The sequence below is a fragment of the Rhodospirillales bacterium genome (assembly GCA_028824295.1).
Taxonomy (GTDB): domain Bacteria; phylum Pseudomonadota; class Alphaproteobacteria; order TMED109; family TMED109; genus VXPW01.
Genome location: JAPPED010000007.1, coordinates 15815 through 36308, shown reverse-complemented (window position 1 = coordinate 36308; position 20494 = coordinate 15815). Strand labels below are relative to the sequence as shown.

Sequence of the window (20494 nt, the reverse complement as noted above, 5' to 3'; positions counted from 1 at the left end):
CCGCCTTCACTCGAAGCTGATCTCCGGCTTGGGCGCGGTCTCGGTTCGCTGCAACTCCGCGGCGAGCCGTGCGGCCACGGCAACGAACGCCTGCGCCTCGGCACTCTCGGGCAACGTGGCCACCACCGGCAGGCCCTGGTCGGACGTTTCCCGGATGGAGAGGTGCAGCGGGATGCCGCCCAGGAACGGGACCTGCATGGCTGCCGCAGCCTGCTCGGCGCCGCCGTGGGCGAAGATCTCGGTGCGTTCGCCGCATTTCGGGCAGGCAAACCAGCTCATGTTCTCGATGAAACCGAGAACCGGCACGTCGACGCGACGAAACATGTTCAGTCCCTTGCGCGCATCGATGAGCGCGATGTCCTGAGGCGTGGACACGATCACCGCGCCACGGAGCGGCACGCGCTGCGACATGGTGAGCTGCACGTCCCCGGTGCCAGGCGGCATGTCGACCAACAGCACATCCAGTTCACCCCATTCCACGTCGCGGAGCAGCTGCTCCAGTGCCCCCTGGACCATGGGCCCGCGCCAGATCATCGGGCGCTCCTCGTCCACCATGAACCCGATGGACATGACCTTGATTCCGTAGCCGGCCATCGGTCGGATGCGTTTCCCGTCGATGGATTGCGGCCGGCCGGCGATCCCCATGAGGCGCGGCTGCGAGGGGCCGTAGATGTCCGCGTCCAGGATGCCCACGCGAAGGCCCTGTCGGCTCAGGGCCAGGGCGAGGTTGGACGTGACCGTCGACTTGCCGACGCCACCCTTGCCGCTGGCGACGGCGATGATCGACTGGACGCCGGGGAGCGAGATCGCCCGGGCGTTTGGCGCCGGTCCCGTTGGCGCCTGCGGCGGGCGTTCGGCGGTCAGCACTGCGCTCACCGAGGCGACGCCGGGGAGCGACAGCACGGCCTGTTCGCAGGCGCGGCGAACGATCTCGAGGGCTTTGGCCCGGGCCGGATCGGCCTCTAGGGCGAAGGCGACGTTGCCGTCCCGGATGGCGATTTCCTGCACCATCCCGAGACTGATGACGTCCTGATTGCGGGCTGGATCCTTGACGCCGGCTAGGGCGGAGCGCACTTCGGCTTCGGTGATGGTTGACACGAGCACCTTCCGCATGGCCGCAGGGGAAACGCTGTTCGGGCGGCTTGGTAACCCGGACGCTGCCTGTGGCAAGTCTAATACATGTCCGACTGCCAACCTCCGACCGCCGACGCGGCGCGCGGGCAAGCGAGGGAGGGGGACGGGGCTTGGTGGCTTGGGGAGCCCGGCAAGACCGAGCGGGGCCTCGATCCGAACGGGCCGGCGCTTCAGGTGCCGGGGAACTCGCGGTAGCAGGCGCTGTGATCGCCGTCGTGGTTGGCAAATCCCGGACGAGTAAGGATGCCTTTGGGCGCGATGTAGCTGCGGATTTCGCGCCGGGGATGCCGGCTCCGCCACGCCAGGTTGAAGGCCGCGTTCTTCGGAAAGAAGCACATCTCCGAATACGGAAGCCGGTCGTGAATGAACCATGCCAGGGGACGCCAGTCGCCTGTCGCCCGGTACCGATCCGAGTCGATGAACCAGGGGATCACGATGCAAGCCGTGGCGCCGAAGCAACCGTCCGCGTCGCGATGATCCCAGATGTGCTTCGCGTGGGTCTTCGGGTTGCGGGCGCAGTTCAGCTGGTGCCGGTTGCCGTACCGGTTGACAGAGGCGTTGCGAAGGGCCGACCGAATGGTGACGTGGCCGAAGATGTCGCGCAGCGGCTCCAGAAGATGCTCGCACAGTCCTCTGCCCGCTTCGATCGCGAGGTCGGGTTCGTTCGGGACGTTGGGGATCCCGTGGACCGCCGAGATCTCGGAGTACAGGAAATCGCGCATGAAGAAGTGTTTCGACAGCCGGACGCGACCAAAGTCCTCCAGTGCCCTGACGGCACTGCTGTCAAGCGCCGGTGAATCGGTTTCGGAGCGCCGGTCGGCGAAACGTTTCAGGGCACGGAAGCGGTTCCGCTTCATCTCTCCTCTCCTCTCCTCTCCGGAGTGTTGCCGGTCGGCCTTCGCACCATCGGGCGCGTGGTGTCGCGTCCCGTGCTTCCGAGCACTACGGGGCGGCCGTGCCCGTCCCGGGGAGGGCGGGGACGCGGGTCCGGGTAATGCAGGCTGGGCGTACCGTCAATCCGGGCAGGCGATCGCCGGCATACCTGCAGGGGACGGAATCAAGGGTAGAGCTTGCGCCGTTGCTTCGCCGCCCGCGACGCGACCGATTTCCGCCTGTCAGCCGACAGGCGCTCGAGGTGCGGTTTCAGCCATCGCCTCAGGCCTTGGTCTGCCATCGCCCAGTCTGACAGGGTCTCGATGGTTGCATTGAGCACGATCCAGTCGTCGTGCGACGACAGGTTTCGCTTCATGATCCGGAGGGCGCCCGCCCACTGATCCTGGTCCATGTCGGCGGCCAGCCGTCCGAAGAGCTGGGCGAGGGTCCACTGCGCGGAAGCCTGGTCGAGGCTGCCGACCTCCTCGATCAGCCGGTCGATGTAAGGGACCAGGAGGTCCCGACGCTGGGCCTCGATGCGTTTGAGCGCGTTCGAGGTGCGGAGCCGGACCACCGGATCCTTGGACACGTAGCAGGCGAAGAGCTCGCCGAAGCGTTCAGTGTCGGCCAAGACGGTCTCCACGACTTCCACGGTCCGTCCCAGCGAGTTCGGGTGGCCACCTGCCAGCATGTCTTCAAGGTGTTCGGACATGGTACGAGCCCGGTGCGGCGGTAGGCGAGGAAGTTGTCGCGAAGCGGTGCGGGCCTGCGGCGCTACCGCTTGCGGCGGCCATGCGTGCCCGTCGGGTCATCCGGACGATAGGTCTGGTGCGCCGGCGGCGAAGGGACCCGACGGCGGTTCCGCCGGGCGAGCGCCCGGGGGCCCAAGTCAACGATCACTGAATGGAGGGCTTGCGTGCAGGCCGGGCGGCTCAAGGCCTATTGGCAGGCTAGGCATTCCTCGTAGTCCACCGGTTCTTCCGGCGCTGCCGGTGCCTCGACGATGGCGTCCCGGTCGGAGCGCTGGAGCGACATGGACCGGAGGTAGTAGAGGCTCTTCACGCCGCGTTTCCATGCCTGGAAGTGCAGGTGATGCAAGTCCCGCTTGTGGACGTTGGCGGGCAGAAACAGGTTCAGCGACTGGGACTGACAGATGTACGGCGCCCGGTCCGCGGCCAGTTCCACCACCCAGCGCTGGTCGATCTCGAAGGCGGTGCGGAACACGGCCTTTTCGTCGTCGTCAAGGAAATCCAGATGCTGGACGGAACCTTGGCGGGTCGTGATCGACGACCACACCTCATCGGTGTCACGACCTTTCTTCTCCAGCAGTTTCTGGAGGTAGACATTCCGGACCGGAAAGGCGCCCGAAAGGGTCTTGTGAAGGAAGGCATTCGCCGCAAAGGGCTCGATCCCGGGCGAGGTGCCGCCGCAGATGATCGAGATCGACGCGGTCGGAGCAATCGCGAGCTTGTTCGAGAAACGTTCCATCGCGCCGGCGTCTCTGGCGTCGGGGCAGGGGCCCTTTTCCATGGCGAGGACGCGCGATGCGGCATCCGCCCGCTCACGAAGATCCTTGAAAATCTTTCGGTTCCAGGCCTTGGCCGGAGCGGATTCGAGCGGCAGTCCGTGCGCCTGCAGGAACGAGTGGAACCCCATGACCCCGAGACCCACGCTGCGTTCCCGCTCCGATGCATACCGCGCGTTGGCCATGGAATCGGGCGCGTTCTGGATGAACCCTTCAAGCACGTTGTCGAGGAACCGCATGACATCCTCGATGAAGAGGGTGTCGTCTTTCCACTCGTCGTAGCGCTCGAGGTTGACGGACGAGAGACAGCAGGTCGCGGTTCGTTCGCGATCGAGGTGATCCGGACCGGTCGGCAGCGTGATTTCCGAACAAAGGTTCGAGGTGCGGACATTGAGACCCAGGAACCTGTGATGTTCCGGGACGGACTGGTTCACGTGATCGATGAACAGCATGTACGGCTCACCGGTTTCCACGCGCGCGGTCAGGATCCGGATCCAGAGCGCCCGCGCAGAGACGGCCCGGCGTGACCGCTGGTCGCGCGGGCTGATCAGCTCCCATTCTTCGTCCGCCTCGACGGCCCGCATAAAGGCGTCAGGAATCACGACACCGTGATGCAAATTGGGTGCCTTGCGGTGGGGGTCGCCGCCGGTGGGACGTCGGATCTCGATGAACTCCTCGATCTCTGGATGGCTGACGGGCAGATAGACGGCAGCGCTGCCACGGCGCAGGCTTCCCTGGCTGATCGCCAGGGTCAGGGAGTCCATGACGCGAATAAAGGGGATGATTCCGGACGTCTGTCCGTTCTGGCCGACCTGCTCGCCGATGGAGCGCAAGTTGCCCCAGTAGCTGCCGATTCCGCCGCCGCGAGCGGCGAGCCAGACGTTTTCGTTCCAGAGATCAACGATTCCTTCAAGGCTGTCGCTCGCCTCGTTCAGGAAACAGGAGATCGGAAGTCCGCGCGACGTGCCTCCGTTGGACAGCACCGGCGTCGACGGCATGAACCAGAGATTGGAAATGTAGTCGTACAGGCGCTGCGCGTGCCCATCGTCGTCCGCGAACGTGCTGGCGACGCGGGCGAACATGGTCTGGATCGTTTCGTTGGGTAACGTGTAGCGATCTCGGAGAACGGATTTTCCGAATTCGGTAAGGTGCGCATCCCGATCGTCGCACGGGGAGACGCGCCACCCTCCAGGGACCTGAATCGCATCCTGATCTTGACCGAAAAGCTTGTCGGGCAGCACGGCTGCAGGGGGCACACGCTCTTCGATCATCCCATCCATGTTGCTGTTTTGCCCCAATAATTGCGGTTAGAAGGAGAAAACCCCACACGACGAGGGGAAATCAAGATATGGGCCCCCTATCGTAGTAGAGTGGAACATGCAGTGCCAGTGACTCTCCCGATCACGAAATTCCTGATGCCTAACCTGATCGGCCAGCGTCCATTCATCTGAACAAATGGCCACGGCACCGTACCATAAACCGGCGCCCCTTGGAAGGTCCGCAGGAACGGTTCCGCTGGCAAGCGGCAGCCGTCTCAATTGGCGCCCGGCGAGGGTGCCTAATGGATGCCCGGGTGCAACTGCTCTCTCCGTTCGGACGGCAAACGCACCCCGTCCATTTGGTGCTTTCTCCGTTGCCCGAACCGCGGATGACCTCGATGCCGGCCACCGGACTCGGACGGCCCCGAAACAGGTTGAGCGGGCTTTATCCGGCCGACAACGATGTCGCGACCCACGCTCCCGCGTTCAACACAGCCGGACCGGCCCCGGGTAACGAGCGACGGTCTTGTCCGCGGTGAGAAGCGTAATGGCCTCAACCTGTGCCTGCGCCACCAGGAGACGGTCGAAGGGGTCGCCGTGAATTGGCGGGAGCCCATCCACGGCAATGGCATGAGCTCCGGTGATTGCCAACTCGGTGTAACCGTTTTCCAACAGCCCCCGACGCAGCTGGCGGGGCTCGACAATGAAATCCGCCCGGCCAAGGCTTCGCTTGATGGTCACCTCCCACAGCGACGCGGCACTGACGACCAACTCATTCTCCGGCCGTTCGATCAGGGCGCGGGCGTCGCCCGGCAGTTGTTCCGGCACCCCCGCCGCCCACAGCAGCAGATGGGTGTCGAGCAAAAGTCTCACTTCGTGCCTTCGAACAAGGCTTGCAGCTCTCCGGCATCCATGCGGTCGAAGTCGTCCGGCACCGAGATCTGTCCCGACATGAACCCGACGCGCTGCTCGACGCCCGCCCTGGGCGCTTCCACAGCGGCCACCCTGACCAAGGGCTTTCCGGCACGAGCAATGATGAAGGGCTCACCGTTGGCGGCGCCCTCGACAAGACGCGACAGGTTGGTCTTTGCCTCGTGCATGTTCACGATGCGCACATCGGGTCACTCCAAACTTAGTCTACTAAACTTAGTCTATCCTTGCCGAAGCATCAACGGCGACTGCTGGCAACCGGAGTCTCTGCTACGAGAGGCCCGCGCCGATACCGTCCAGGAACGTGTCGATCACCTGACCGACCCGTCACGCCGTCCCGGCGATGGTCACCGAGCGTCTTCCGCACTATTTCATCAAGTGTGGCCGCGAGGTTCCCACGAACGGGGTTCCGGTCGTGCCGGGAGCGTCACCCCTTTGCAAATCGGCAGGTCTCGGCTACAAACGAGCCCGGCCCACACGATCCGGCGTTGGCCTAGGACCCCTCTGCACCACATGTCGAATCCAGCTGCTCCAGCGGCGGCTTCAAGCCGCCGCGACTTCCTCAACGTTGCGTCCGGCGCCTTCGGCGCCGTAGCCGCAGGCTGCGCGACCTGGCCGCTAATCGATCAGATGAATCCGTCGGCCGATGTCCAGGCGCTGGCCACGGTGGACATCGATCTGACCGGCCTCGAACCTGGCAACAGCCGCACCGTGTTGTGGCGCGGAGCTCCGGTGTTCGTGCGTTATCGGACACCTGAAGAAATAGAGCAGGCCGCTCAGGACGACACCGCTGATCTTCCCGATCCGGCGACGGACGCCAGCCGGGCGCAGGATCCCCGCTTCCTGGTGCTGGTCGGGGTGTGCACCCATCTCGGATGCATTCCGATCGGCGACGGGCAAGGCGAATACCAGGGCTGGTTCTGCCCCTGCCACGGCTCGCATTACGACACCTCGGGTCGTATCCGGAAGGGCCCGGCTCCCAAGAATCTCGCCGTGCCGCCGTACCGTTTCGTAGACGACACGACAATCCGGGTGGGCTAAGCGCTATGCGGAGTTCCGGTCTCGTATCGCGGGTTGTGCGCTGGATCGACTACCGCCTGCCGGTGTTCTCGGCTGCGCGGCACTCGCTGATCGAGTACCGCACCCCTCGCAACCTGAACGCGTTCTGGAACTTCGGTTCCCTGGCCGGGTTCTTCCTCGTGGTGCAGATCATTACCGGCGTTGTGCTGGCCATGCACTACACGCCGCATGTCGACCACGCCTTTGACAGCGTGCAGCACATCATGCGGGACGTGAACTACGGCTGGTTGATCAGGTCCGTACACGCCAACGGGGCCTCGTTCTTCTTCATTTGCGTCTACATCCACATCTTCCGGGGCCTCTACTACGGCTCGTACAAGGAACCCCGGGAACTGCTGTGGTGGCTCGGCATCATCATCCTGATCGTGATGATGATGAGCGCGTTCTTGGGGTACGTGCTGCCCTGGGGCCAGATGAGCTTCTGGGGCGCCACAGTCATTACCAATCTCTTCTCGGCGATACCGGTCATCGGTCCGGCCATCGTCGAATGGCTCTGGGGCGGCTTCTCGGTCGACAATCCGACGCTGAACCGCTTTTTCTCGCTCCACTACCTCTTGCCGTTCGTCATCGTCGCGCTGGTCTTTCTGCACATTGTCGCCCTGCACCGGCACGGTTCGAACAATCCTCTCGGCGTCAATCCCGGCGCGCCGCGGGACACGATTCCGTTCCACCCGTACTACACGGTGAAAGACTTGGTCGGTCTGGGCATGGCGCTCGTCTTCTTCGCCGGCGTGGTGTTCTACGCTCCGGACAGCCTCGGTCATCCCGACAACTACATCCCGGCTGATCCGCTCCGGACACCGCCGCACATCGTGCCCGAATGGTACTTCCTGCCGTTTTACGCCATTCTCCGAGCTGTCCCCCATAAACTGGGCGGCGTCATCGCGATGTTCGGCGCGGTCTTCGTGCTGTTTGCGCTGCCGTGGCTGGATAGTTCACGAGTCCGGAGTGCCGCGTTCCGGCCGGTCTACCGGTGGCTGTTCTGGCTGTTCGCGGGCAACACGGTGCTGCTCGGCTGGATCGGTGCGAATCCGCCGGAGGGCATCTACATCACGATCGGAAGAATCGCGACGATCTACTATTTCGCGCACTTCTTGGTGCTGATGCCGGTGATCGGCCGGGTCGAGCGTTCTCGACAGTTGCCCGAAAGCATCTATGGCCACAAGCACGGGAGCCAGGGTCCGTGACGCGCCCGGGGGTACTGTTTGCCGCGGTGCTGTTGGCGGCCTTGTCGGCTGAGCAGGTTGCCCGGGCCGCGACCGACGGTTTGGCGCCGCCGGCCGTCGAGTTTTCGTTTGACGGGCCGTTCGGCCGGATCGACCGCGCCGCGGCGATCCGCGGCTTCGAGGTGTACCGGAACGTTTGCGCCACCTGCCACGGGCTCCGGTTCATGGCGTGGCGCAACCTGGGTGACCTGGGCTTCACCGAGGACGACATTCGCCGCATGGCGTCGGAGACGCTGGTCACGGACGGGCCGGATGACATGGGCGAGATGTTCGAACGCCCCGGCCGTCCCTCCGACCCCCTGATCACCGAGCCTTTCGCGAACGCGAACGCCGCGGCGGCGGCCAACAACGGCGTCGCGCCGCCGGATCTCTCGCTCAAGGTGCTGGAACGCGGCGCGCCCTACGTCTATGCGATCCTCATCGGTTACGAGGATCCGCCCGACGGGGTCGACCCGGGGTCCTCGTACTACAACCCGTACTTTCCGGGATCTGTCATCGCGATGCCGAAGCCGCTCTGGGGCGAGGATGTCACGTACGCGGACGGCACCGAGGCGACCATCGAGCAGGAAGCTCACGACGTGGCGACGTTCCTCGCCTGGGCAGCTGACCCGACGGCCGACGAGCGGAAGCGCATGGGGCTGCGGGTGCTGATCTTCCTGGTGGTCATGACGGGTGTGTTTTACGCGACCTACCGGCGCACCTGGGTGCCGGTGAAACGCGGCGACGATGACCTTTGACGACGAGGCGGGCTAGCTTTCCAGAGCCCGTCCGGCCACCGCATCCAGTTTCTTCGCGAGTTCCGGGTCGCGCGCCTCCGGTGGCGTGATAATGGCCTCGTCGAGCGCACGGTAGGCAGGATCGGACTCATCCCAGTCCGTGGCCGCGGCGGCGTCCGCGAAAGCCTCGACCAACGTCCTCGCGCGGGCGGCGTTGTCCAGCAGCACGCCGACGACCTGCTCGACCGTCACGGCCTCGTGGTCCGGGTGCCAGCAGTCGTAATCGGTCATCATCGCCACGCTGGCGTAGGCGATTTCGGCCTCGCGCGCCAGCTTCGCCTCCGGCATGTTGGTCATGCCGATCACGTCGCAGCCCCAGGACCGGTAGAGCTCGGATTCGGCTCGCGTCGAGAACTGCGGCCCTTCCATGGCCAGGTACGTACCCCCGTTCACCGCATCGATGTCGGCAGTGCTGGACGCTTCGGCCAGCAGTCGCCGAAGGCGATCCGAGGTGGGATGGGCCATGGAGACGTGGGCCACGAGACCGGGTCCGAAGAAGCTCTTGACCCGCGCAAAGGTGCGGTCGATGAACTGATCGACTAGGACGAATGTACCGGGCGGCAAGTCCTCCCTGAGGCTCCCTGCGGCGGAAAGCGAGATGATGTCGGTCACGCCGGTGCGCTTCAGCGCGTCGATGTTCGCCCGGAAGTTGAGGCTGCTGGGAGGAATGCGGTGGCCGCGGCCGTGCCGCGGCAGGAAACGAAATTCCAGCCCTCTCAGCCGGCCGTGAAGAATCGCGTCTGACGGCGCGCCAAAGGGGGAGCTTACGGTCTTCCAGCTCGGCGACTCGAGCGAGTCGAGCTCGTAGATGCCGCTGCCGCCCACCACCCCGAAGACCGGTTTCGTCATGGCTAGAAATCGGCCACGGAGAGCACTTCCACTTCGAAAATGAGCGTCGCATTCGGAGGGATCACTCCGCCACCCGCGCCATGCTCTCTGTAGGCCATATCCGGCGGGACGACCAGGCAGCGGTGCCCGCCGACCTGCATCCCGACGACACCGATGTCCCAGCCGGGAATGACGAAGCCCTCACCAAGCGGGAAATTGAACGGCCGTTGACGGTTCCGGGAACTGTCGAACTGCTTGCCCCGCGCAAGGCAGGGATCGTCGGTTGCTGCATCGGGATCGAACAGCCATCCGGTGTAGTGCACGCTCACGCCTCGGCCCACCTCGACAAACCGGCCATCGCCGGTCTGCAGATCGACCACGACGAGCTTGGCGGGCGGTTCGATGGCTAGCGCGGTCCATGGGGCCAGGAACGCCGCCAAGGCGACCGCAGCTGCTCGGTTCACGAGATTTCTTCCTTGGCCACGTGCTTGGAGAAGAAGGCGAGGGTGCGTTCATTGGCAGCTTCCGCCGAGACCGGATGATGGCTGCCGCGCGCGTGGCAGGCGAACCCGTGCTCGCCTTCGTAGACGTGAATGTCGGCTTCGGTCGCGAAGGCGCGGATTTTCTCGACGTCTTCGGGCGGGATGGACGCGTCTCGGTCTCCGAAATGCATCTGCACGGGGACGTTGGCCGGTTTGTCGAGCAAGGCTGCGATCTGTCCGCCGTAGTAGCAGACGGCTGCCTCCATGCCGTAGCCACGGCAGGCGCTGAGCCACGACAACGAACCTCCATAGCAGAAGCCGACCACGCCGACCCTGTGGTCGATCAACAGGGTGGCGACACAGGTCTGCACATCCATGACGGGCAGGTCCAAGCCCGTCTGCGACTTGAGCTCCAGGCCGCGCTGGACGTCGGCCGCCTCGTAGCCGAGTTCGATGCCGGGCTCAATCCGGTGGTAGAGGTCCGGCGCGTAACACACGTAACCGGCCTCGGCGAACTGGTCCGCCACGCTGCGGATGTACGGGTTGACGCCAAAGATTTCTTGGATGACCACCAGCGAACCACGGCGGATTCCAGTGGGTTCGGCGAGATAGACGGGCAAACTGGTGTCATCAGCGGCGCGGACCGCGATCATTGATCCCATGAGGGCTAAATCCGATTCGGGCGAGGTGGGTTGCTGGAGATCCCGCCTGGGCGAGCACCGCTTTGTAGCTCGCGCAGGCCCGGGTTTCCAGAGCGGGGACGAAAGCGGACGGCGGCGTTGCGGCGAGCAGCGAAACATCGGCCTTGGTGGGGCATTATGCCTAAGATATAGGCATACTATTTTCATTATTGATTATCATATATGCATATACTTCAGATCAGGTTGCCTGCAGATTCGGTTTCCAGGCTGGCTCGGAACATTCAGCCGCAAAAATGGCATAAAGCTTGCTTCTGTGAAGGCGTGGTGCAGTCCGCAAAGCGGCCCCGGACATCGGTGGGTGTGCACCAGACTTCACGGAGAAATTCTATGTTTCGAAACCAGCGTCACCTGGTCTTCGCAGGCATCCTGGCCGCGTCGACCGCACTGAGTGGAGCGGCGCAGGCCGAGACCATCAAGGTCGGGGTCCTGCATTCACTCTCCGGCACGATGGCCATCAGCGAGACCACGTTGAAGGACACGATGCTGATGCTCATCGAGGAGCAGAACAGCAAGGGCGGCCTGCTCGGCAAGATGCTTGAACCAGTCGTCGTTGATCCAGCATCGAACTGGCCCCTCTTTGCCGAAAAGGCTCGCGAGCTGATCGAGCAGCATGAAGTTGCCGTGATCTTCGGGAACTGGACCTCGGTATCCCGCAAGTCGGTGCTGCCGGTGATCGAGGAGCTCAACGGACTGCTGTTCTATCCCGTCCAGTACGAAGGCGAAGAGAGCTCCCGGAACGTGTTCTACACCGGCGCAGCTCCGAATCAGCAGGCCATTCCCGCGGTTGACTATCTCCTCAGCGAGGACGGCGGTGGAGCCGAACGGATCGCGCTCCTGGGCACGGACTACGTGTACCCGCGTACAACCAACAAGATCCTCCGCGCATACCTGAACGCGAAGGGAATCTCCGACGAGGACATCCTGGAGAACTACACGCCGTTCGGGCACGCCGACTGGCAGACGATCGTGGGGGATGTCAAGAAGTTCGCTTCCGAAGGCAAGAAGACGGCCGTGGTCTCGACAATCAACGGCGACGCCAATGTCCCGTTCTACAAGGAGCTGGCCAACCAGGGCATCAAGGCCGAGGACATTCCCGTGGTTGCCTTCTCGGTCGGCGAAGAGGAACTGGCCGGGCTCGACACCGAACCGCTCGTAGGCCACCTCGCGGCGTGGAACTACTTCATGAGCGTGGAGACCGACGAGAACGAGGCGTTCATCGAGAAATGGCACGCGTTCATCGAGGACGAGGACCGCGTGACGAACGACCCCATGGAAGCCCATTACATCGGCTTCAACATGTGGGTGCAGGCGGTGCAGCAGGCCGGGACGGTGGATGTCGATGCCGTACGGCAGGCCATGTACGGCCAGACCTTCAAGAACCTGACCGGCGGCATGGCCATGATGAACACCAACCATCACCTGTCGAAGCCGGTCCTCATCGGCGAGATCCAGGATGACGGGCAGTTCGAAACGGTCTGGGAAACCGACGGGGTGGTCAAGGGTGACGCTTGGTCGGACTTCATTCCCGAAAGCGCGAAGCTGACTGCCGACTGGACCTTCCCGTGGGTCTGCGGCAACTGCGAGGCCCCGAAGTTCGGCGCGATCGCCGACATGTAGTCGGCGCATCCGGTCCAGGACGGCGGGAGGGGTCCCGCTGCCCCGGACCGGATCGAGCGTCGTTGCTCCACCGTTTTCCGCTGGCCTCTGGCCGGTTTTCTAACGTCCGGACCCGCTGCCATGCCGACACGCGGATTTGCCCTGCCCTTGTTGGCCGCGGTGTTCGCATGCTTCGCGTTCGCGGCGACCGTTGCAGGCGGCGCTCCAGCCAGCCACGCAGCGACACTGGAAGAAGCGGTCCAGGGACTGTCGGCCAAGAGCTACAAGGACCGCGCGGTCGGAGTCGAGGTCCTGGCGGCGACCGGGCACCCGAGGGCCATTCCGATCCTCGAGGCCATGGCGAAGGGTCAATTGTTCGTGCGCAAGGCGGACGGGGTGATCGTGATCGGCCACAAGACCGGCAAGGTCTATGCGCTGACGAATGCCCTGGACGACAGTGCGGTCGGCGACGCCAGGAAGAAGGAACTCAAGAAGGTCAAGGTCAACAATCGCCTGCGCGGCGTGATCAAGGCGGCGCTTGGCGGCCTGACCCTGCTGTCCGACGATCCCGACCGGCGCGAGGAGGCGGCGGCGGCGGTGTTTGCGGCGCGCGATGCAGGGGCGCTGGAGACCGTGGAACAGGCGATTGCCCGGGAGGAGGATCAGGGTCTCCTCGACCAGCTCACGCTCGCCAAGGCAGCGATCGAGACCAATCCGGACTTCCCGCTCGATGTTCGGCTGGCTGCGGTGGAGCGCCTTTCCGAGTCAGCGCTTCCGGAAGTCCGGTCGCTGCTGGCCAGCCTCAGCCAGGAGAGCGAACCGGATGGGGAGGTCCGGGCGACCGCCGCCGAGGCGCTGGATGCGGTCGAGCGGGATCTCGCCTTCTGGAACCTTCTGGGCGCCATCTTCCAGGGCCTCAGCCTTGGTTCGGTGTTGCTCCTAGCGGCCGTGGGGCTGGCCATCACGTTCGGGGTCATGGGCGTCATCAACATGGCCCATGGCGAACTGGTGATGCTCGGCGCCTACACGACCTTCGTGGTCCAGCAGCTCTTCCGTGACTTTGCCCCGGGCGGCCTCGACTATTCCCTGGCGGTGGCCGTGCCGGCGGCCTTTCTCGTCGCCGGAGCCGCCGGGGTCGCGATCGAGCGCAGCGTCATTCGCTGGCTCTACGGGCGGCCGTTCGAGACCCTGCTGGCGACTTGGGGGCTGAGCCTCATCCTGCAGCAGCTGGTGCGGACGGTGTTCGGACCGACCAACCGCGAGGTGTCGAGCCCGTCGTGGCTGAGCGGGGCGTTCGAGACAGCGACGGGGCTGGTGCTTCCCTACAACCGGGTCGCCATCATCATCTTCAGCCTGCTGGTGGTCGCCGGCATCGCGCTGGTCCTTCGACGCACCGCCTTGGGGCTGTACATGCGGGCGGTGACCCAGAACCGGTCGATGGCGTCATCCATGGGGATCCGCACCGGGTGGATCGATGCCGCGACCTTCGGTCTGGGCGCGGGCATCGCGGGCGTGGCCGGGGTGGCTCTCAGCCAGATCGACAACGTGAGCCCCAATCTCGGGCAGGCCTACATCGTCGACAGCTTCATGGTCGTGGTGTTCGGCGGGGTCGGCAATCTCTGGGGAACCCTGGTCGGCGCCATGAGCCTCGGGGTCATCAACAAGTTCCTGGAGCCGTTTGCCGGCGCGGTTCTCGCGAAGATCCTCGTGCTGGTGGCCATCATCCTGTTCATCCAGAAGCGGCCGCGCGGCCTGTTCGCCCTCAAGGGCCGGGCGGCGGAAAGCTGAATGATGGTGGTCCGGTCGGTGCTCGTCGATCTGCTCGCCGGCAATCGGGGCGGCCAGATCCTGCTGGCCGTGCTGCTGGCGGCCGTCGTGGTGGTGCCGATTTCCAACCTGCTGCTGCCTGCGGATTCGGTCCTGCACGTTCCGACCTACGTCGTCAGCCTGCTGGGCAAGTACCTGACGTTCGCGTTGCTGGCCCTGAGCGTCGACCTGATCTGGGGGTACGCGGGCGTGCTCAGCCTTGGCCACGGCGCATTCTTTGCGCTCGGCGGCTACGCCATGGGCATGTACATGATGCGCCAGATCGGCGACCGGGGGGTCTACGGGCATCCCGAACTGCCGGATTTCATGGTCTTCCTCGACTGGGAGGAGCTGCCCTGGTACTGGCACGGATTCGACTGGTTCCCGTTCGCGATGGTCATGGCGCTGGTCGTGCCGGGCGCGCTGGCGTTGGTCTTTGGCTGGTTCGCGTTCCGCTCGCGGGTGACCGGCGTCTATCTCTCGATCATCACCCAGGCGATGACGTTCGCGCTCATGCTCGCGTTCTTCCGCAACGACATGGGCTTCGGAGGCAACAACGGGCTGACCGACTTCAAGGACCTGCTGGGGTTCAACCTGCAGGCGGACGGCACCCGCGTCGCGCTCTTCTGCGCAAGCGCGTTGGCCGTGGCCTTGGGCTACCTGCTCGGGCGCTTCATCGTCCGCAGCCGCGCCGGGAGGGTGCTGGTCGCGGTGCGAGATGCCGAGACCCGGGTCCGGTTCCTGGGTTACCGAGTGGAGCATTACAAGCTCTTCGTCTTCGTCCTGTCGGCCATGCTGGCCGGTCTCGCCGGCGCCCTGTACGTGCCGCAGGTCGGCATCATCAACCCGTCCGAGTTCGCGCCGGCAGCGTCGATCGAGATCGTGGTCTGGGTGGCGGTGGGCGGCCGTGGATCCCTGTACGGCGCTGTGCTCGGGGCGATTCTCGTCAACTACGCGAAGACGGTGTTCACTGGGGCGCTCCCTGACATGTGGCTGTTTGTCCTGGGGGGGCTGTTCATCGCCGTGACCCTGTTCCTGCCGAAGGGGCTCGTCGGGACCGTGCCGGTCTTCAAGCGGGCAGGCGACCGCTGGCGGCGCCGGCCCGGCCGGGCTCGGTCCCCGGAATCGGCGCTATGAGCGATGTCCCTGTCCAGGCGCGGCCGGAACTGCACGACACCATCCTGTACCTCGACGGCGTATCGGTGTCGTTCGACGGCTTCAAGGCCCTGAACGATCTCAGCTTCTATGTCGAGGTGGGCGAACTTCGCGCCGTGATCGGACCCAACGGTGCCGGTAAGACGACGATGATGGACGTGGTCACGGGCAAGACCCGGCCCGATCGCGGCCAGGTGGAGTTCAACGGGGGCATCGATCTCACGCAACTGGACGAAGCGGCAATTGCCAATCTGGGAATCGGCCGGAAGTTCCAGAAGCCCACCGTGTTCGAGGAACACACCGTCTTCGACAACCTGGAGCTGGCACTCGCGGGCACCCGCGGGGTGTTCGGCAGCCTGTTCGCCCGCCTCGGCGCCGCTTCTCGCGAGCGGATCGACGGGGTGCTCGAGACGACCGCCCTGAGCTCCCATCGCGACCGTCGGGCGGGCGACCTGTCTCATGGCCAGAAACAATGGCTCGAGATCGGGATGTTGCTGATGCAGGATCCCGAACTCCTGCTGGTCGACGAGCCGGCCGCCGGCATGACCGACGAGGAAACCGAGCAGACCGTGGCGCTGCTCACCCGGATTGCCGGATCGCGTTCGGTCGTCGTGGTGGAGCACGACATGGCGTTCGTGCGGGGCCTGGGTTGCCGGGTCACGGTGCTGCACGAAGGCGCGGTGCTGGCCGAAGGGACCCTCGATGCCGTGCAAAACGACGCGCGGGTGGTCGAGGTGTACCTGGGGCGCTAGCCATGCTGCAGGTCGAGGCCATCGATTTCCACTACGGGGCCAGCCAGGCGCTGCGGCAGGTCAGCCTGAGCGCGGAACCTGGCCGCGTGACCTGCGTGATGGGGCGCAACGGCGTGGGGAAGACCACGCTGCTCCGCGCCATCGTCGGCCAGCAGATGATCAGCGCCGGCCGGATCCTGTGGGAGGGTGCCGACATCTCGGCGCTCGCAGCGTACCAGCGCGCCGCCCGGGGTATCGCCTACGTGCCCCAGGGGCGCGAGATTTTCCCGCTCCTCAGCGTCCGCGAGAACCTCTACACCGGCTATGCCTCCCTGCCCCGGCCGACCCGTACGCTGCCGGAGGAGATCTTCCACCTGTTCCCCGTCCTGCGCGACATGCTCGGTCGCCGCGGCGGCGATCTGTCCGGCGGCCAGCAGCAGCAGCTGGCAATCGCCCGGGCATTGGTGATGCGGCCCCGGCTGCTGGTGCTCGACGAGCCGACGGAGGGCATCCAGCCGTCGATCATCAAGGACATCGAACGGGTGATCCGGACACTGGCCGCCCGTGGGGACATGGCGATCCTGCTCGTGGAGCAGTACTTCGAGTTCGCGCGCGACCTCGCCGACGACTTCGTCGTCATGGACCGGGGCGAAGTGGTGCTGGCGGGCAAGTCTGACGACATGGTTGAGGAAGATGTCCGCCGCCGCCTTACCGTCTGAAGCGCCGGTGTCCGGACACGGCGTCCACGGCGTGGCCGAGGTCGGCTTTGCGGGCGTCGGCACGGCCTCGCTGCGCCACCTGTACCAGCGCGATCCGATGCGGGTCCTGTTTCCAGCCCAGCCTGCCGCCGAACCGCCGCTGGCGGCGCTCGTGACGACGTCGGGCGGGCTCGTCGGCGGTGACCGGATCGACGTCACCGCATCCGCCGCGGACGGGGCTTCCGCGATCGTGGCCGCGCAGGCGGCGGAAAAGGTGTACCGCTCGACCGGTGCGGATTGCCGAATCGATGTCCGCCTGGAGGCCGCGGAAGGCACGTGGCTCGAGTGGCTGCCCCAGGAGACGATCCTGTTCGATCAGGCACGGCTGCGGCGCCGGGTCCGCATCGACCGGGCGCCCGGGGGGCGGGTCCTGGCCGGAGAGTTCCTGGTGCTTGGGCGGATTGCGTCCGGCGAGCGGATGACGCGAGGGCTGGTCCGCGAGGCGTGGGAGGTGCGCAGGGGCGACGACCTCGTCTGGGCCGACGCGCTCCACGTCGAGGACGACCTGCTGGATGTGCTCGACCACCCGGCCGGCTTCGGCGGCGCGCGGGCGGTGGCCTGCGCGGTCTACGCCGCGGATGACGCGCCCGCACGGCAGCAGGAGGCTCGGCGCCTGCTTGACGATCTGCCGGCCGGCGTGCGCGCCGGGGCCACGGTCGTCAACGGCGTGCTGGTCGTCCGGTGGCTCGCGGCGCACGGAGACGACGTCCGCCGCGCGTTTGCGACCTTCTGGGCGGGGTTTCGCGCCTCCGCGGCGGGTCTCGCCGCCACCCTGCCTCGGCTCTGGCACGTTTGATTCGGGAGGACATGGATGAATCTTTCGCCGCGGGAAAAGGACAAGCTGCTCATTGCCATGGCCGCTATCGTCGCGCGCCGACGGTTCGAGCGTGGCGTCCGGCTGAACTATCCAGAAGCGGTCGCCCTTATCACTGACTACATCGTGGAGGGCGCGCGGGACGGAGCTTCCGTCGCGGACCTGATGCGCGACGGGACCGGCGTCCTGCGCCGCGATCAGGTCATGGAGGGCGTCGCCGACATGATCCCCGAGATCCAGGTCGAGGCCACGTTCCCCGACGGTACCAAGCTGGTCACCGTGCACCAGCCCATCCGCTGCAATCGGGAGATGACCGATGATTCCCGGTGAGATCATTACCGCGCCCGGGTCGCTGCTCCTCAACGCAGAGGCCGACACCATCACGATCACGGTGGCCAACACCGGCGACCGGCCGATCCAGGTCGGCTCGCACTACCACTTCTTCGAGGTCAACACCGCGCTCGAGTTCGACCGCGATGCGGCACGGGGCCGCCGCCTCGACATTCCAGCCGGGACCGCGATGCGGTTCGAGCCGGGCCAGCGGCGCGAGGCGCAGCTCATTCCCTACGCCGGCGCTCGGATCGTCCGCGGGTTCAATGCCCGGGTTCAAGGCCCATTGGAGGACTAGGCCGTGCCATTTTCCATCGAGCGGGCGGCCTACGCCGCCATGTACGGGCCGACGGTCGGCGACCGGGTCCGGCTGGCCGACACCGACCTGTTCGTCGAGGTGGAAGCCGATCGGACCGTGTACGGCGAGGAGGTCAAGTTCGGCGGCGGCAAGGTCATCCGCGACGGCATGGGCCAGGGATCTGCCGGCCGTGCGGCTGGTGCGGTGGACACCGTGATCACGAACGCCCTGATCGTCGATCACTGGGGAGTGGTCAAGGCGGACGTGGGCCTTCGCGATGGACGGATCGCCGCAATCGGCAAGGCCGGCAATCCGGATACGCAGCCGAACGTGGACATCGTCGTCGGGCCGGGCACCGAGGCGATCGCCGGCGAGGGCCGCATCCTGACCGCCGGCGGCATTGATGCGCACATTCACTGGATCTGCCCGCAGCAGGTCGACGATGCCCTCTACTCGGGTGTCACCACGATGCTGGGCGGCGGCACGGGTCCTGCCGAAGGGACGAATGCGACGACGTGCACGCCGGGGCCCTGGCACCTGGCACGCATGCTGGAGGCCGCGGAGGAGCTGCCCGTCAATCTGGGCTTCTACGGCAAGGGGAACGCCTCCGAGCCGACGGCGCTGGTCGAGCAGGTGCGCGCCGGAGCCTGCGGCCTGAAGCTGCACGAGGACTGGGGTACCACGCCCGCGGCCATCGACACGTGCCTGTCCGTCGCCGACGAGTGGGACATCGGCGTCGCGATCCATACCGACACGCTGAACGAGTCGGGCTACCTCGAGACCACGACGGCCGCGTTCCGGAACCGCACCATTCATGCGTTCCACACCGAAGGGGCCGGCGGCGGCCATGCGCCGGACATCATCAGGCTTTGTGGTGAGCCCAACGTGTTGCCGTCCAGCACCAATCCCACCCGTCCGTTCACCGTGAACACCGTCGACGAGCACCTCGACATGCTCATGGTGTGCCATCACCTGGACCCGAACATTCCGGAGGACGTGGCTTTTGCGGAGAGCCGCATTCGGCGCGAGACCATCGCGGCGGAGGACATCCTGCACGATCTCGGGGCGTTCTCGATGATCGCCTCCGACAGTCAGGCCATGGGTCGGGTCGGCGAAGTCATTGTCCGGACCTGGCAGACCGCCGACAAGATGAAGCAGCAGCGCGGCCGACTCCCGGAGGAGCGCGGCGACAACGACAACTTCAGGGTGCGGCGCTACATCGCGAAATACACGATCAATCCGGCCCGGACGCACGGGATCGACGGCGAGGTCGGCTCGGTCGAGGTGGGCAAGCTGGCCGACCTGGTGCTGTGGAAGCCGATGTTCTTCGGCGTCAAACCCGATCTCGTGCTCAAGGGAGGAGCGATCGCCGCGGCGGCGATGGGGGACCCGAACGCGTCGATTCCCACGCCGCAGCCCGTGCACTACCGCCCGATGTTCGCGGCGCTGGGTCGAGCCCGGTCTGCGTCATCGGTGACGTTCGTCTCGCAGGCGGGCCTGGAGGACGGACTGGGCGAACTGGGACTGACGAAGCGGTTGGTGGCGGTGTCGGGTACCCGTGCGCTCGGCAAGAAGGACATGGTGCTGAACGATCTCTGCCCGGCGATCGACGTCGACCCGGAGACGTACGAGGTCCGCGCTGACGGAGCGCTGCTGACCTGCGAGCCGGCAACCCGATTGCCGATGGCCCAGCGCTACTTTCTCTTCTGAGTGCGACGACGGCGATGCGACGCGCGATCGCGGTGCTGCGCCACGGCGCCTGGACACCGCCGCCGGGGGGGCCGTCGGTGACGCTGACGCACGACGATCGACAGCGTCGCCGTGGGCGGCTCCGCGGCGATGACGGCGAACCGCTGCTCCTCGAACTGGAGACCGTGCCCCGACTGCGGGACGGTGATGGACTGACGCTCGCCGACGGCGGCGCGGTGCTGGTCCGGGCGGCTCCCGAACCGGTCGTCGACATCCGCTGCGAATCGGCGGCGCACGCGGCCAGGGTGGCATGGCACATCGGCAATCGCCATGCCCCGCTGCAAGTGCTGGCGGACGGGGGTCTCAGGATTCAGGACGACCACGTATTGGCCGGGATGGCGGAGGGGCTGGGTGCTGCCACGCGACGGCGGCAAGCCCCGTTTTCGCCGGAAGCGGGCGCGTACGCGCACGCCGCGTCCGATCCCGGGGAAGACCGCGGGTAG

22 protein-coding genes are annotated in these 20494 nt (G+C 65.8%); 13 read left to right on the top strand and 9 right to left on the bottom strand.

Annotated elements, in window-relative coordinates; all coding sequences use genetic code 11:
- Positions 1 to 6: 6 nt before the first annotated feature.
- From apbC to OXH60_03945, 6 genes are all read right to left on the bottom strand, one after another.
- Positions 7 to 1098 (bottom strand): iron-sulfur cluster carrier protein ApbC, encoded by a 1092-nt coding sequence (gene apbC, locus OXH60_03970; protein ID MDE0711274.1) that lies wholly within the window; start codon positions 1096 to 1098, stop codon positions 7 to 9.
- 206 nt (positions 1099 to 1304) lie between these two features.
- On the bottom strand, positions 1305 to 1991 hold the full coding sequence (locus OXH60_03965; protein MDE0711273.1) for a hypothetical protein: 687 nt from the start codon (positions 1989 to 1991) through the stop codon (positions 1305 to 1307).
- Between the two features lie 200 nt (positions 1992 to 2191).
- Positions 2192 to 2719, bottom strand: a complete 528-nt coding sequence (locus OXH60_03960; GenBank protein ID MDE0711272.1) for a hypothetical protein — start codon at positions 2717 to 2719, stop codon at positions 2192 to 2194.
- Positions 2720 to 2946: 227 nt separating this feature from the next.
- The gene (locus OXH60_03955) at positions 2947 to 4803 is read right to left on the bottom strand and encodes a ribonucleoside-diphosphate reductase subunit alpha (protein MDE0711271.1); all 1857 of its coding nucleotides are present in this window, start codon (positions 4801 to 4803) and stop codon (positions 2947 to 2949) included.
- Between the two features lie 474 nt (positions 4804 to 5277).
- A complete protein-coding gene (locus tag OXH60_03950; protein ID MDE0711270.1) occupies positions 5278 to 5664 on the bottom strand; it encodes a type II toxin-antitoxin system VapC family toxin in 387 nt (128 codons plus the stop codon).
- Positions 5661 to 5906 (bottom strand): type II toxin-antitoxin system prevent-host-death family antitoxin, encoded by a 246-nt coding sequence (locus OXH60_03945; GenBank protein MDE0711269.1) that lies wholly within the window; start codon positions 5904 to 5906, stop codon positions 5661 to 5663. The genes OXH60_03950 and OXH60_03945 overlap by 4 nt, the downstream gene beginning before the upstream one ends.
- Positions 5907 to 6234: 328 nt before the next feature.
- Between OXH60_03945 and petA the strand changes: the two genes are divergently transcribed.
- Genes petA through OXH60_03930 form a run of 3 tightly spaced genes read left to right on the top strand, consistent with a single transcriptional unit; the run spans position 6235 to position 8764 of the window.
- Positions 6235 to 6762, top strand: coding sequence for a ubiquinol-cytochrome c reductase iron-sulfur subunit (petA, locus tag OXH60_03940; protein MDE0711268.1), 528 nt, complete (start codon positions 6235 to 6237; stop codon positions 6760 to 6762).
- Between the two features lie 5 nt (positions 6763 to 6767).
- Positions 6768 to 7988, top strand: a complete 1221-nt coding sequence (locus OXH60_03935; protein ID MDE0711267.1) for a cytochrome b N-terminal domain-containing protein — start codon at positions 6768 to 6770, stop codon at positions 7986 to 7988.
- Positions 7985 to 8764, top strand: a complete 780-nt coding sequence (locus OXH60_03930; GenBank protein MDE0711266.1) for a cytochrome c1 — start codon at positions 7985 to 7987, stop codon at positions 8762 to 8764. The genes OXH60_03935 and OXH60_03930 overlap by 4 nt, the downstream gene beginning before the upstream one ends.
- A gap of 12 nt (positions 8765 to 8776) precedes the next feature.
- Here the strand turns inward: OXH60_03930 and OXH60_03925 are convergent, their stop codons facing one another.
- The 3 genes from OXH60_03925 to OXH60_03915 are packed head-to-tail and all read right to left on the bottom strand — an operon-like array spanning position 8777 to position 10775.
- Positions 8777 to 9652, bottom strand: a complete 876-nt coding sequence (locus tag OXH60_03925; GenBank protein ID MDE0711265.1) for an S-methyl-5'-thioadenosine phosphorylase — start codon at positions 9650 to 9652, stop codon at positions 8777 to 8779.
- A 2-nt stretch (positions 9653 to 9654) separates the two neighbouring features.
- Complete coding sequence (locus OXH60_03920) at positions 9655 to 10095, bottom strand: FKBP-type peptidyl-prolyl cis-trans isomerase (GenBank protein ID MDE0711264.1); 441 nt, start codon at positions 10093 to 10095, stop codon at positions 9655 to 9657.
- On the bottom strand, positions 10092 to 10775 hold the full coding sequence (locus OXH60_03915; protein MDE0711263.1) for a dienelactone hydrolase family protein: 684 nt from the start codon (positions 10773 to 10775) through the stop codon (positions 10092 to 10094). The genes OXH60_03920 and OXH60_03915 overlap by 4 nt, the downstream gene beginning before the upstream one ends.
- Positions 10776 to 11141: 366 nt before the next feature.
- Between OXH60_03915 and urtA the strand changes: the two genes are divergently transcribed.
- The 10 genes from urtA (at position 11142) to OXH60_03865 (ending at position 20494) form a co-directional block, all read left to right on the top strand.
- A complete protein-coding gene (urtA, locus tag OXH60_03910; protein ID MDE0711262.1) occupies positions 11142 to 12431 on the top strand; it encodes an urea ABC transporter substrate-binding protein in 1290 nt (429 codons plus the stop codon).
- A gap of 120 nt (positions 12432 to 12551) precedes the next feature.
- Entirely contained in the window at positions 12552 to 14198 is a 1647-nt protein-coding gene (urtB, locus tag OXH60_03905) for an urea ABC transporter permease subunit UrtB (GenBank protein ID MDE0711261.1), read from the top strand.
- Positions 14199 to 14201: 3 nt separating this feature from the next.
- Positions 14202 to 15353 (top strand): urea ABC transporter permease subunit UrtC, encoded by a 1152-nt coding sequence (gene urtC / locus OXH60_03900; GenBank protein ID MDE0711260.1) that lies wholly within the window; start codon positions 14202 to 14204, stop codon positions 15351 to 15353.
- Positions 15350 to 16123: an urea ABC transporter ATP-binding protein UrtD gene (gene urtD, locus OXH60_03895; protein MDE0711259.1), complete on the top strand. Its 774-nt coding sequence runs from the start codon at positions 15350 to 15352 to the stop codon at positions 16121 to 16123. Before urtC ends, urtD begins: the two co-directional genes overlap by 4 nt.
- Before the next feature lie 2 nt (positions 16124 to 16125).
- A complete protein-coding gene (gene urtE, locus OXH60_03890) occupies positions 16126 to 16821 on the top strand; it encodes an urea ABC transporter ATP-binding subunit UrtE (protein MDE0711258.1) in 696 nt (231 codons plus the stop codon).
- Between the two features lie 7 nt (positions 16822 to 16828).
- Positions 16829 to 17656, top strand: a complete 828-nt coding sequence (locus OXH60_03885; GenBank protein ID MDE0711257.1) for an urease accessory protein UreD — start codon at positions 16829 to 16831, stop codon at positions 17654 to 17656.
- A 15-nt stretch (positions 17657 to 17671) separates the two neighbouring features.
- A complete protein-coding gene (locus OXH60_03880; GenBank protein MDE0711256.1) occupies positions 17672 to 18004 on the top strand; it encodes an urease subunit gamma in 333 nt (110 codons plus the stop codon).
- On the top strand, positions 17991 to 18302 hold the full coding sequence (locus OXH60_03875; protein MDE0711255.1) for an urease subunit beta: 312 nt from the start codon (positions 17991 to 17993) through the stop codon (positions 18300 to 18302). Before OXH60_03880 ends, OXH60_03875 begins: the two co-directional genes overlap by 14 nt.
- 3 nt (positions 18303 to 18305) lie before the next feature.
- Complete coding sequence (gene ureC / locus OXH60_03870) at positions 18306 to 20012, top strand: urease subunit alpha (protein ID MDE0711254.1); 1707 nt, start codon at positions 18306 to 18308, stop codon at positions 20010 to 20012.
- Positions 20013 to 20026: 14 nt separating this feature from the next.
- On the top strand, positions 20027 to 20494 hold the full coding sequence (locus OXH60_03865; protein ID MDE0711253.1) for an urease accessory protein UreE: 468 nt from the start codon (positions 20027 to 20029) through the stop codon (positions 20492 to 20494).

Coding starts and splice junctions, on each gene's coding strand:
- urtE (MDE0711258.1), top strand. CDS start 16,126: ATGCTGCAGGTCGAGGCCATCGATTTCCACTACGGGGCCAGCCAGGCG.
- petA (MDE0711268.1), top strand. CDS start 6,235: ATGTCGAATCCAGCTGCTCCAGCGGCGGCTTCAAGCCGCCGCGACTTC.
- urtC (MDE0711260.1), top strand. CDS start 14,202: ATGGTGGTCCGGTCGGTGCTCGTCGATCTGCTCGCCGGCAATCGGGGC.
- OXH60_03935 (MDE0711267.1), top strand. CDS start 6,768: ATGCGGAGTTCCGGTCTCGTATCGCGGGTTGTGCGCTGGATCGACTAC.
- urtB (MDE0711261.1), top strand. CDS start 12,552: ATGCCGACACGCGGATTTGCCCTGCCCTTGTTGGCCGCGGTGTTCGCA.
- OXH60_03965 (MDE0711273.1), bottom strand. CDS start 1,991: ATGAAGCGGAACCGCTTCCGTGCCCTGAAACGTTTCGCCGACCGGCGC.
- OXH60_03915 (MDE0711263.1), bottom strand. CDS start 10,775: ATGGGATCAATGATCGCGGTCCGCGCCGCTGATGACACCAGTTTGCCC.
- OXH60_03865 (MDE0711253.1), top strand. CDS start 20,027: ATGCGACGCGCGATCGCGGTGCTGCGCCACGGCGCCTGGACACCGCCG.
- OXH60_03875 (MDE0711255.1), top strand. CDS start 17,991: ATGATTCCCGGTGAGATCATTACCGCGCCCGGGTCGCTGCTCCTCAAC.
- urtD (MDE0711259.1), top strand. CDS start 15,350: ATGAGCGATGTCCCTGTCCAGGCGCGGCCGGAACTGCACGACACCATC.
- OXH60_03925 (MDE0711265.1), bottom strand. CDS start 9,652: ATGACGAAACCGGTCTTCGGGGTGGTGGGCGGCAGCGGCATCTACGAG.
- OXH60_03960 (MDE0711272.1), bottom strand. CDS start 2,719: ATGTCCGAACACCTTGAAGACATGCTGGCAGGTGGCCACCCGAACTCG.
- urtA (MDE0711262.1), top strand. CDS start 11,142: ATGTTTCGAAACCAGCGTCACCTGGTCTTCGCAGGCATCCTGGCCGCG.
- OXH60_03955 (MDE0711271.1), bottom strand. CDS start 4,803: ATGATCGAAGAGCGTGTGCCCCCTGCAGCCGTGCTGCCCGACAAGCTT.
- OXH60_03880 (MDE0711256.1), top strand. CDS start 17,672: ATGAATCTTTCGCCGCGGGAAAAGGACAAGCTGCTCATTGCCATGGCC.